Origin of the sequence: Inmirania thermothiophila (assembly GCF_003751635.1) — a bacterium.
Classification (GTDB): Bacteria; Pseudomonadota; Gammaproteobacteria; order DSM-100275; family DSM-100275; genus Inmirania; species Inmirania thermothiophila.
Map to the genome: position 1 here is coordinate 582,789 of NZ_RJVI01000001.1, position 10,302 is coordinate 593,090.

10 protein-coding genes are annotated in these 10,302 nt (G+C 76.3%); 4 read left to right on the forward strand and 6 right to left on the reverse strand.

What is annotated here, in order from left to right; translation table 11 throughout:
• Positions 1-65: 65 nt before the first annotated feature.
• Genes EDC57_RS02845 through EDC57_RS02860 form a run of 4 tightly spaced genes read left to right on the forward strand, consistent with a single transcriptional unit; the run spans position 66 to position 4,189 of the window.
• On the forward strand, positions 66-1,085 hold the full coding sequence (locus tag EDC57_RS02845; RefSeq protein ID WP_245995108.1) for an aminoglycoside phosphotransferase family protein: 1,020 nt from the start codon (positions 66-68) through the stop codon (positions 1,083-1,085).
• Positions 1,073-1,750 (forward strand): N-acetylmuramate alpha-1-phosphate uridylyltransferase MurU, encoded by a 678-nt coding sequence (gene murU / locus EDC57_RS02850; protein ID WP_123400046.1) that lies wholly within the window; start codon positions 1,073-1,075, stop codon positions 1,748-1,750. The genes EDC57_RS02845 and murU overlap by 13 nt, the downstream gene beginning before the upstream one ends.
• Positions 1,743-3,158, forward strand: a complete 1,416-nt coding sequence (locus EDC57_RS02855; protein ID WP_123400048.1) for a glutamate-cysteine ligase family protein — start codon at positions 1,743-1,745, stop codon at positions 3,156-3,158. Before murU ends, EDC57_RS02855 begins: the two co-directional genes overlap by 8 nt.
• Positions 3,158-4,189, forward strand: a complete 1,032-nt coding sequence (locus EDC57_RS02860; RefSeq protein ID WP_123400050.1) for a M14 family metallopeptidase — start codon at positions 3,158-3,160, stop codon at positions 4,187-4,189. The genes EDC57_RS02855 and EDC57_RS02860 overlap by 1 nt, the downstream gene beginning before the upstream one ends.
• Before the next feature lie 7 nt (positions 4,190-4,196).
• Here the strand turns inward: EDC57_RS02860 and EDC57_RS02865 are convergent, their stop codons facing one another.
• The 6 genes from EDC57_RS02865 to EDC57_RS12900 form a co-directional block, all read right to left on the reverse strand.
• On the reverse strand, positions 4,197-4,850 hold the full coding sequence (locus EDC57_RS02865) for an FHA domain-containing protein (RefSeq protein ID WP_123400052.1): 654 nt from the start codon (positions 4,848-4,850) through the stop codon (positions 4,197-4,199).
• A gap of 16 nt (positions 4,851-4,866) precedes the next feature.
• Positions 4,867-5,679: a Stp1/IreP family PP2C-type Ser/Thr phosphatase gene (locus EDC57_RS02870; RefSeq protein WP_245995109.1), complete on the reverse strand. Its 813-nt coding sequence runs from the start codon at positions 5,677-5,679 to the stop codon at positions 4,867-4,869.
• Positions 5,680-5,721: 42 nt separating this feature from the next.
• Positions 5,722-8,304, reverse strand: a complete 2,583-nt coding sequence (locus tag EDC57_RS02875) for a serine/threonine-protein kinase (RefSeq protein ID WP_148051421.1) — start codon at positions 8,302-8,304, stop codon at positions 5,722-5,724.
• A gap of 90 nt (positions 8,305-8,394) precedes the next feature.
• Entirely contained in the window at positions 8,395-9,351 is a 957-nt protein-coding gene (gene lipA, locus EDC57_RS02880) for a lipoyl synthase (RefSeq protein WP_123400057.1), read from the reverse strand.
• Positions 9,348-10,001 (reverse strand): lipoyl(octanoyl) transferase LipB, encoded by a 654-nt coding sequence (gene lipB / locus EDC57_RS02885; protein ID WP_211331860.1) that lies wholly within the window; start codon positions 9,999-10,001, stop codon positions 9,348-9,350. Before lipB ends, lipA begins: the two co-directional genes overlap by 4 nt.
• Positions 9,998-10,267, reverse strand: coding sequence for a YbeD family protein (locus EDC57_RS12900; RefSeq protein WP_211331861.1), 270 nt, complete (start codon positions 10,265-10,267; stop codon positions 9,998-10,000). Before EDC57_RS12900 ends, lipB begins: the two co-directional genes overlap by 4 nt.
• Positions 10,268-10,302: the final 35 nt, after the last annotated feature.

A 10,302-nucleotide genomic window follows, 5' to 3' on the forward strand; every position in this document is an offset into this window, starting at 1 on the left:
ATAGCCCAAGGGGGGGCGGCGGCCCAGCGTGGACGGGCGGCCGCGGCGGCGGATATGCTCGCGCCATGGGCGCTGGGCAGGCGATGGCGGCGGAGCGCGCCGAGAGGCTGCGGGCGTGGCTCGCGGCGCGCCTCGGCACGGCGGTGCCGCCCCTCGAGCCCCTGGCCGGGGATGCGAGCTTCCGCCGCTACTTCCGGCTGCACCTGGGCGGGCTCGGGCTGGTGGCGGTGGACGCCCCGCCCGAGCGCGAGGACAGCGCTCCCTTCGTGCGTCTGGCGGGGCGGCTCGCGGCGCTGGGTGTGGCGGTGCCGCGGGTCCTCGCGGCGGATCTGGCCGAGGGCTTCCTGCTCGTCACCGACCTCGGCGACACCTGCTACCTCGAGGCCCTGCGCGAGGGCGACGCCGACGCCCTCTACGGGGCGGCGCTGGAGACGCTGCTGCGCATGCAGGCGGGGGCGCGGCCGTGGGCGGCGACGCTGCCGCCCTACGACGAGGCGCTGCTGCGGGCGGAGCTGGATCTCTTCCCGCGCTGGTATCTTGGACGCCACCTGGGCGCGCGCCTGGGCGCGGCGGCGCGGCGGGTGCTGGAGAGCGCCTGGCGGCGGCTGGTGGCCGAGGCGCTGGCGCAGCCGCGCCTCTTCGTCCACCGCGACTACCACGCCCGCAACCTGATGCGGCTGCCGGAGGGCGGGCCCGGTGTGCTGGACTTCCAGGACGCGGTGCTGGGGCCTGCCACCTACGACTTGGTCTCGCTGCTGCGCGACTGCTACATCGCCTGGCCGCCGGCGCGGGTGCGGGGCTGGGCCCTGGCGTGGCGGGCGGAGGCGCGCGCCCTGGGGCTGCTGCCCGACGTGGGCGAGGCCCGCTTCCTGCGCTGGTTCGACTGGATGGGGGTGCAGCGCCACCTCAAGGCGGCGGGCATCTTCGCCCGCCTCTACCACCGCGACGGCAAGCCCGGCTATCTCGCCGACATCCCCCGCACCCTGGGCTACGTGACGGCGGTGTGCGAGGCCTACGGCGAGCTGCGGCCCCTCGGCAGGCTGCTTGCGGACCTCGGTGCGGAGGCGGCCCCGTGCGCGCCCTGATCCTCGCCGCCGGGCGCGGCGAGCGCCTGCGCCCCCTCACCGACCGCACCCCCAAGGCCCTGCTCGAGGTGGGCGGGCGCGCCCTCATCGAGCATCACCTGGTGCGGCTGGCCGCGGCCGGGATCCGCGAGGTGGCGGTCAACCTCGGCCACCTGGGGGAGCGGATCCGCGCCCGCCTCGGCGACGGGCGCCGCCACGGCGTGCGCATCACCTACTTCCCGGAGGCGCCGGTGCTCGAGACCGCGGGGGCGGTGGTGAACGCGCTGGCGTGGCTGGGCCGGGGGCCCTTCCTCGTCCTCAACGCCGACGTCTACACCGATCTCGACCCCGGGCGGCTGCGCATCCCGGCGTGGGCCGACGCCCACCTGGTGCTGGTGCCCAATCCCGCCCACCACCCCGCCGGCGACTTCGCCATCGACGCGCAGGGCCGCGTCGGCGGCCCGGGACCGCGCCGGACCTTCGCCGGGATCGGGCTCTATCGCGCCGCGCTCTTCGCCGGGTGCGCGCCGGGGCCGCGGCCGCTGGGGCCGCTGCTGCGCGAGGCGGCGGCCGCCGGCCGCGTGAGCGGGGTGCTCCACCGGGGATGCTGGCTCGACGTCGGCACCCCCGAGCGGCTCGCCGAGGCGCGGCGCCTCGCCGCGGCGCTGGAGGGCGCCCATGGGTGAGGAGATCGGGCGCGAGGTCTTTACCGAGGCCGACCGCGAGGCCTTCCGCGCCCGCCTCGCCGAGGAGACGGCGCTGTTGGTGGCGCGCTGCCGCGCGGGGCTCGGCGGCGAGGCGGCGGCGGTGGGGGGCTGGGAGCTCGAGGCCTGGCTGGTGGATGCCGCGGGGCGGCCGGCGCCGGTCAACGAGGCGCTGCTCGCGCGTGCCCGCGGGCTGCCGCTGTGTCCGGAGCTCGCCCGCTTCAACCTCGAGCTCAACGGCGAGGCGAGGCCGCTGCGCGGGCGGGCCCTCAGCGCCATCGCCCGCGATCTCGACAAGACCTGGCGCGCCGCCGCGGAGGCGGCGCGCGAGCTCGGGGCGCGCCTGGCCATGATCGGGACCCTGCCGAGCGCACGCCCCGACGACTTCGGGCCGCAGGCGATGTCGCCGCTGCGCCGCTACCGCGCCCTCAACGCGGAGGTCATGCGTCTGCGCCGCGGGCGGCCGGTGGTGGTGGAGATCGGCGGGCGCGAGCGGCTGCGCTGCGCCCGTTCGGACCTCATGCTGGAGGCGGCCTCCACCTCCTTCCAGATCCACCTCCAGGTGGAGGCGGCGCGGGCGGGCGACCTCTACAACGCCGCCGTCGCCGCCTCGGGGCCGATGGTGGCCGCCTGCGCCAACGCCCCCTTCCTCTTCGGCCGCGAGCTCTGGGCCGAGACCCGCATCCCGCTCTTCGAGCAGGCGGTGGCGGTGGGCGGGCCGGGCTCGCCCGACCGGGTCACCCTCGGCGCCGGCTACCTCGAGGGGGGGCTGGAGGGGCTGTTCCAGGAGAACCTGCGCTACCCGGTGCTGCTGCCCATCCTCTTCGACGCGCCGCCCGAGCGGTTCGCGCACCTGCGCCTGCACAACGGCACCATCTGGCGCTGGAACCGCCCCCTCGTGGGCTTCGACGCGGACGGGCGGCTGCGGCTGCGGGTCGAGCACCGGGTGGTTCCGGCGGGGCCGACGGTGGCCGACGCGGTGGCCAACGCCGCGCTCTTCTTCGGCCTCGCCCACCGCCTGGCGGCACTGGGGCCGGAGCTGGCGAGGCGGCTGCCGTTCGCGGCCGCGCGTGCGAACCTGTATGCTGCAGCGCGGCACGGGCTCGCGGCGCGCCTGCGCTGGCTCGACGGGCGCGAGCGCGAGGCGCGGGCGCTGTGGCTCGAGGAGCTGCTGCCGCTCGCCCACGAGGGGCTTGCGCGGCTCGGCCTCGACGGCGCCGATGCCGCGGCCCATCTCGCGGTGGTGGAGGCGCGGCTGCAACGGCGGCGCACCGGCGCCGACTGGCAGCGCGCATGGGTGGCACGCCACGGTGCCGACATGGTGCGCCTGACCGAGGCCTACCTCGCCCGCCAGGACGGGGGGGCGCCGGTGTGCGAGTGGGAGGTCTGATGCTGCGGGTGCTGGAGGGGCTTCCGGAGGGGTTTCTCGCCGCCGACGCGCGGACGCTGCACCGCGTCCTGCCGGGCCCTGCGCTGATCCACCTGCGCGGGCGCCGCGAGCCGCCGCTCTTCGTCTCGCTGCTGCTGCACGGCAACGAGCCGGTGGGTCTGGAGGCGGTGCAGCGGCTGCTGGCGGCGGGGCGGGAGCTGCCGCGGGCGCTGACCCTCTTCGTGGGCAACGTCGAGGCGGCGCGCGCCGGCGTGCGGCGCCTGCCCGGACAGCCCGACTACAACCGCGTCTGGCCCGGCAGCGAGCTGCCGCCCGCCCCCGAGCACGCGATGATGGCGGAGGTGGTGGCGCGGATGCGCGAGCGGGGCGTCTTCGCCAGCGTCGACCTGCACAACAACACCGGGCTCAACCCCCACTACGCCTGCGTCAACCGCCTCGAGCCCGCCTTCCTCCACCTCGCGGTGCTGTTCTCGCGCACGGTGGTGTGGTTCCTGCGCCCGCGCGGGGTGCAGTCGGCGGCCTTCGCCCCGCTGTGTCCGTCGGTGACCCTGGAGTGCGGCCGCGTGGGGGAGGCCCGCGGCGCCGCCCATGCCTGCGCGTTCCTGGAGGCCTGCCTGCGCATGGACCACCTGCCGGCGCATCCGGTGCCGGGCCACGACATCGATCTCTTCCACACCGTCGCCGTGGTGCGGGTCGCCGAGGGCGTGCCGCTCGGTCTGGGCCGGGGCGGCCCGGGGCTGCGGCTCGCCCCCGACCTCGACCGCCTCAACTTCCGCGAGCTGCCGCCCGGGACCGTGCTGGGCTGGGTGGAGGGCTGCGGGGCGCGCTGCCTGGAGGTCCACGACGAGGCCGGCCGCGACGTCGCCCGCCGCTACTTCGAGGTCACCGACGGGGCGCTGCGGACGCGGGTCCCGCTGATGCCCTCGATGCTGACCCTCGATACGGAGGTGGTGCGCCAGGACTGCCTCTGCTACCTGATGGAGCGGGTCCCGGCGGCGGCCGCCGGCGGCGCGGTGGCCGCCGCCGGCTGAGCCGGGCTCAGTCGGCGCCGCCGAGGAAGAAGCCCATCTTGGTGCCGGCGATCTCGATGGTGTCGCCGTCCTCCAGGCGGCGGGCCTGGGGGCCGATGGAGGTGCCGTTGACCACCGGGTAGCGGCCGTCGGCGCCGTCCACGTGGACGATGTAGTAGCCCTGGGGGCGGCGGCTGATGGCCGCCACCTGCACCCCCGGCCGCCCGATGGTGGTGAGGGCCTTGGTGAGGGCGAGTTCGCGCCCGGCGTGGGGGCCGTTGAGGACCTGCAGCCTGGCCGGGGGCGGCGTCGCCGCGGCCGCGGGGCCGGCCCCCAGCGCGGCGGCGGCCTGGGGGCGGATGACCACCGTCTTCTCCAAGTCCTCGGCCGCTGCGGGGTCGGCCACGTAGCGCAGCTCGTGCTTGCCGATGGTGATCACGTCGCCGTTGCGCAGGGCGTGCTTCTTGATCGGGCGGCCGTTGACGAGCGTGCCGTTGGTGCTGTCGAGATCCTCGATGAAGGCGTCGTTGAGGATGGTGAGCACGGCGGCGTGATGGCCGCTGACGGCGAGGTTCTCGATGCGGATGTCGTTGTCGGGGTGCCGCCCGATGGTGATCCGCTCGCGGTCGAGGGGGTACTCGCCGAGGATCTTGCCCTGGAAGCTCAGAACCAGCTTGCCCATGGTGTCGTGTCCCTGATCAGTCGAACCATGTCACCAGTCGCCGCCACCAGCTGCGCCGCGCCGGGAAGGGCCGGCGCACCTCGGCCAGGATGACGGAGATGTTGTCCCTGCCGCCGTGGGCGTTGGCGAGCGCCACCAGCCGCCGGGCACGCGCCTCCAGGGGGCTGTCGGCGCGGGCGAGCTCGGCGGCGATCTCGCCATCGTCCATCATGTCGCTGAGCCCGTCGGAGCAGAGCAGGAAGAGGTCGCCCGGGCGCACCGCCTCCTCCTGCAGGTCCACCGCCACCTGCGGCTCGGTCCCGAGGGCGCGGGTGATGACGTTGCGGTTGAGGGCCGTGGCCGCCTCCTCGGGGGTGTAGAAGCCGCGGGCGACGAGTTCCTGCACCAGCGTGTGGTCGGTGGTGAGCTGCTCGAGGACGCCCGCGCGCAGGCGGTAGACGCGGGAATCGCCCACGTGGGCGATGCTCGCGCGGTCGTCGTGGAAGAGCAGCCCCACCAGCGTCGTCCCCATGCCCCGGCACTGCGGGCGCGCGGCGGCCGCCTCGTGGATGGCGGCATTGGCCTTGTGCACCGCCTCCGCGAGCACCCGCGTCGCGGGCGCGAAGCCCGCCCAGTCGCCGCCGCCCTCCGGGTGCGGCAGGCGGCGGCGCAGCTCCCGCATCACCACCTCCACGGCGAGGGCGCTCGCCACCTCGCCGGCGTTGTGCCCGCCCATGCCGTCGGCGAGGAGCGCGATGCCGAGCCCCTCGTCGATGCCGATGCTGTCCTCGTTGTGGGCGCGCACGCGACCGGCATCGCTGACCCCGGCGAAGGCAATGCTCCCGCGCACGCTCACGTCCTTCTCCCGTATCGGCCCCGCATCGCTCCGGCTTTACCCCGTGTTGCGCCCCGCCGCGGCGGCGCGGCTCGCTGCGGCCAGCCGCCGGCCGCAGGCGCGCACCGCGCGCGCCATCTCCGCGCCGCTCTGGAAGCGCGCCTGCGGCGTCTTGGCGAGCGCCTTGGCGAGCAGCTCGTCGATGCAGGGCGGCAGGCGCGGGTTGAGCCGCGAGGGCGGCCGGTGGGGCTCGTGGGTGATCTTGTACATGAGGCCGGTCATGGAGTCGGCGCGGAAGGGCAGCTCCCCGGTGAGGAGCTGGTAGAGCATGACGCCGAGGGAGAACAGGTCCGAGCGCCCGTCCACCCGCTGCCCCGCCACCTGCTCCGGCGACATGTAGGCGGGCGTGCCGAGGACGGTGCCGGTGCGGGTGCGGCTGGCGTCGGTGATGCGCGCGATACCGAAGTCGGTGAGCTTCACGAGGCCGCTGCGCGGCTCGAAGACGATGTTGCCCGGCTTGATGTCGCGGTGCACCACGTGGTGGCGATGGGCGTAGTCGAGGGCCTCGGCCGCCTTGACCGCGATGTGCAGGGCCACCGCCGGCGGCAGCAGGCGGCCGCGGCGGGTGAAGACGGTGAGGTCGCGCCCCTCCAGGTACTCCATGGCGATGTAGGCGAGGTCGTGCTCCTCGCCCACATCATAGATGGTCACGATGTTGGGGTGGTTGAGCCGCCCCGCGGTCTCGGCCTCGCGGAAGAAGCGCGCCTTGACCTCGGCGAGCTCGTCCGGTTCGAACTCCTGCGCCAGGGGCAGGGTCTTGATCGCGACGATGCGGTTGATGCGCGGGTCGCGGCCGCGGTAGACCACGCCCATGGCGCCCCGGCCCAGGACCTCCTCCACCACGTAGCGGCCCAGCATGGGCTTCTGCACCCCCTCGGTGTCCAGGAGGAGCGGCCCCGAGGAGCCGCCGGTGGTGGCGGCGCCGGCGAGCCCCAGCTCCGCCGCCGACTCGAGCTGGCGCGTCTTCTCGATGCGCTCGGCGATGTCGCGAAAGCCCCCGTCGTGCCCGGCCATGTACTCGTAGACCGCGCGCGCCTTGGCGAACTGGCGCTTGCGCTCGTAGTCAAGGGCGAGGTTGTAGAGGAGGTCCATGGTCTCGCCGTCGAGCCGGCACTTGCGCAGCCGCTCGAAGGCGAGGTCGAGCTGCCCTTGGCCCTGGAGGGCGACCCCCAGCATGCGGTTGGTCTCGGACCACTCCCCCTCCGAGATCCAGCGGCCCCCGATGCCGGCACCCAGCCGGTGGAGGGCGAGCCCGGTCTGCGCGGCAAGGAGCACCAGCGCCGCCCCCGCGAGGGGCAGCCAGGTCTCGCGCACGGCGAGCAGCAGCAGCTCGGCATCGAGCACCACGTTGACGAGGACCACGGTGAGGACCCAGCCGGCGACGACGCCCGTGCGCGGCAGCACCGCCACCGCCACCAGCAGGGCGAGGAGGAGGGCGCCGTGGCGCAGGGTCGGCGCGGCCGGCGGCTCGCGGAACCAGGCGCCGGCGAGCAGGGCCTCGGTGGCCGCGGCGGTGGCCACCGCCGCGGGCAGCCGCCCCGCCGGGGTCGGGGCCGGCGCCACCCCCGGGAGCCCGCCGAGGCCGAGGACCACGGCGCGCCCGCGCAGCACGGCCGGCGGCCGGCCCGAAAGCAGCGCCGCCGCCGAGATCACCGGGACCGAGGCCGCCGCACCCCAGTGCGGCAGGACGAGTCCCTGGACGGGTTCGAGCGGGCGGCCGCCGAGGGTGACGCGTTCCGGGTCGGCGCCGCGGGGCCCGCCCCCGTCGGCGGCGAGCGCGAGGGCGAGGGGCACGGTGGCGAGCCGCAGCCCCCCGACCTCCACCCCCAGCGGCAGCCGCCGCCACTGCGGCGGGACCACGCCCACGGCGCGCACGGCGGCGGCGAGTGCCTCGGGCAGCGGGGCGAGGCCGCCGATGCCGGGCAGCGGCGCGTCGCCGCCGAGGGCGTGGGCGGCGAGCCCCGCCGCCGGCGGCGCCTCCCCCGGGGTGAGCGCGAGCACCAGCGGCGGGGGGCCGCCGAGGCGCGCCGCGAGGGCGTCCTCGCCGCGGCTCGGGGCGGTGGCGGCGAGCCGGGCCAGCCGCTGCAGGCGTGCCGGCAGCCCATCGGCGAGGCCGCCCTCGCGCAGCAGGCGGCGGGCGGCGGCGAGGCGCGGGTCGCCGTCTCCGTCCTCCAGGGTCCTGCCGAGACCGCGCAGGGCGCGCGCGGCGCGGGCGAGCGCGGCCTCGTCGAGCTCGGCGAGCAGGCGCTGCAGGTGGCGGGCCTCGGGGGGCGGGGCGGGGGCCGCCGCCGGCACGAGGTCGGCGACGGCGGCGGCCCCGGCGGCGGCGATGCGCTCGAGGAGGGCGGCGTGGACGCCGGGGCTCCAGGGCGGCGGCCCGAGGGCGGCGACGGTGTCGGCGTCCACCAGGACCGCGGCGGTGTGCGCCGCGGTGGGCGGCGGGCGCAGGCGCTGGGCGAGGTCGTAGACTGCGCCCTCGAGGGCCTGCCCCCAGGGCGAGAGGGCGGCGACGAGGGCGGCGAGCCCCGCCGCCAGGGCCGCGAACCACGCCTCCCCCCCGAGCCGCCGTGCGCGCCTCACTGCCCCCCGAGCCCCCGCATCATGAGCCGGCAAAGCACATCGTTCCGATTCAATTCTTCTATCTTTTTCCGGCCCGGAACCGGACCGGGTTCACACTTCGTCGCCCTCCGCGGCCTGGGCCTCGGCGTGGTAGGAGGAGCGCACCAGGGGGCCGGCGGCGACGCTGCGGAAGCCCATGGCGCGGCCCTCGCGGGCGAGCGCGGCGAACTCGTCCGGGTGGACGTAGCGGCGCACCGGCAGGTGGTGCAGGGTGGGCTGCAGGTACTGGCCGAGGGTGAGCATCTCGCAGCCGTGCGTCCGCAGGTCGCGCATCACCGCGAGCACCTCCTCGAGGGTCTCGCCGAGGCCCAGCATCAGCCCCGACTTGGTGGGGACCCCGGGGTGGCGGGCCTTGAACCGCGCCAGCAGGCGCAGGGAGGTGGCGTAGTCGGCGCCGGGGCGCACCTCGCGGTAGAGGCGCGGCACCGTCTCCAGGTTGTGGTTGAAGACGTCCGGGGGGGCCGCGGAGAGCGCCTCGAGGGCGCGTTCCTGGCGGCCGCGGAAGTCCGGCACCAGGACCTCCACCCGGATCCCCGGGCTCGCCTCGCGCACCGCCTGCACGCAGGCCGCGAAGTGGGCGGCGCCGCCGTCGCGCAGGTCGTCGCGGTCGACGGAGGTGATGACCACGTAGCGCAGCCCCATCGCGACCACGGTCTCGGCGAGCTGGCGCGGCTCCGCGGGATCGAGCGGCGCGGGCCGGCCGTGGGCCACGTCGCAGAAGGGGCAGCGCCGGGTGCAGACGTCGCCCATGATCATGAAGGTGGCGGTGCCGCCCGAGAAACACTCGCCGAGGTTGGGGCAGGAGGCCTCCTCGCAGACGGTGTGGAGGTGGTGCCGGCGCAGGATCCCCTTGAGGCGCTCGACGCTGCCGCCCACGGGGGCGCGGACGCGGATCCAGGAGGGCTTGCGCAGGGGGCGCGCGGTGGGCTCGATGCGCACCGGCAGGCGCGCGGTCTTGGCCGCGCCCTTCTCGCGCAGCGGGGGGGAGGCGGGGCGCTCGCGGCTCATGCGGGGATCTCCAGGCGGGGGGCGGCCGGCACCGGTTCGAGGCCGAGGCGGCGGGCGAGGACGTCGGCGAGGACGGCGGCGACGCGATCCGGGTCGGCGGGGCCGCCGAGGTCGGCCACCTGCGTCACCTCGAGGCCGGGGTGGCCGCAGGGGTCGATGCGGCGGAAGGGGGCGAGGTCCATGGCGACGTTGAGGGCGAGGCCGTGGTAGCTGCGGCCGCGCCGCACCCGCAGGCCCAGGGAGGCGATCTTGCGTCCGTCCACGTAGACCCCCGGGGCCCCCTCGCGGCGCGCGCCGCGGATGTCCCAGAGCGCCAGCGCCTCCATCACCGCCTCCTCGAGGCAGCGGACGAGCCCCCTGACCCCGAGCCCCAGCCGCGCGAGGTCGAGGAGCAGGTAGGCCACCACCTGCCCCGGCCCGTGGTAGGTGACCTGGCCGCCGCGGTCGGTGCGCACCACCGGGATGCCGCCGGCGTCGCGCACGTGCGCCTCGCGGCCGGCGAGCCCGAGGGTGTAGACCGGGGGATGTTCCAGCAGCCACAGCTCGTCGTCGGTGGTGCCGGTGCGGGCGGCGGTGAAGGCCTGCATGCGCCGCCAGGCGGCCTCGTAGGGTACGCGGCCGAGGCGCCGCACCTGCAGGGTCGCGCTCACAGCAGCATGAGCACGCGCTCGCTGGCGTGCAGGGCCTGGTAGAGGCTGTCGAGCTGGAGGCGGCTGCGCGCCTCGACGCGCACCGTCACCGCCAGGTAGCGGCCCTCCTGGCTGGTGCGGGTGGAGACCGCCTCCGGGGGGATCTCGCCCACGATCTCGCGGCAGATGGCGAGCACGTGCTCCAGGAAGTCGCCCCCCGCGGCCCCGATCACCTTGACCGGGAACTCGCACGGGAACTGCAGGGGGCTGTCCTGGTCGCTGCGCATGGCCTGCTCCTCTCGCGCACCCCCGGGCGCGCCCG

Bases quoted from the DNA above. Each gene is read 5' to 3' on its own strand.
- EDC57_RS02855 (WP_123400048.1), top strand. From the start codon at position 1,743: ATGGGTGAGGAGATCGGGCGCGAGGTCTTTACCGAGGCCGACCGCGAG.
- EDC57_RS12900 (WP_211331861.1), bottom strand. From the start codon at position 10,267: ATGCGCAGCGACCAGGACAGCCCCCTGCAGTTCCCGTGCGAGTTCCCG.
- lipA (WP_123400057.1), bottom strand. From the start codon at position 9,351: ATGAGCCGCGAGCGCCCCGCCTCCCCCCCGCTGCGCGAGAAGGGCGCG.
- EDC57_RS02845 (WP_245995108.1), top strand. From the start codon at position 66: ATGGGCGCTGGGCAGGCGATGGCGGCGGAGCGCGCCGAGAGGCTGCGG.
- EDC57_RS02865 (WP_123400052.1), bottom strand. From the start codon at position 4,850: ATGGGCAAGCTGGTTCTGAGCTTCCAGGGCAAGATCCTCGGCGAGTAC.
- EDC57_RS02860 (WP_123400050.1), top strand. From the start codon at position 3,158: ATGCTGCGGGTGCTGGAGGGGCTTCCGGAGGGGTTTCTCGCCGCCGAC.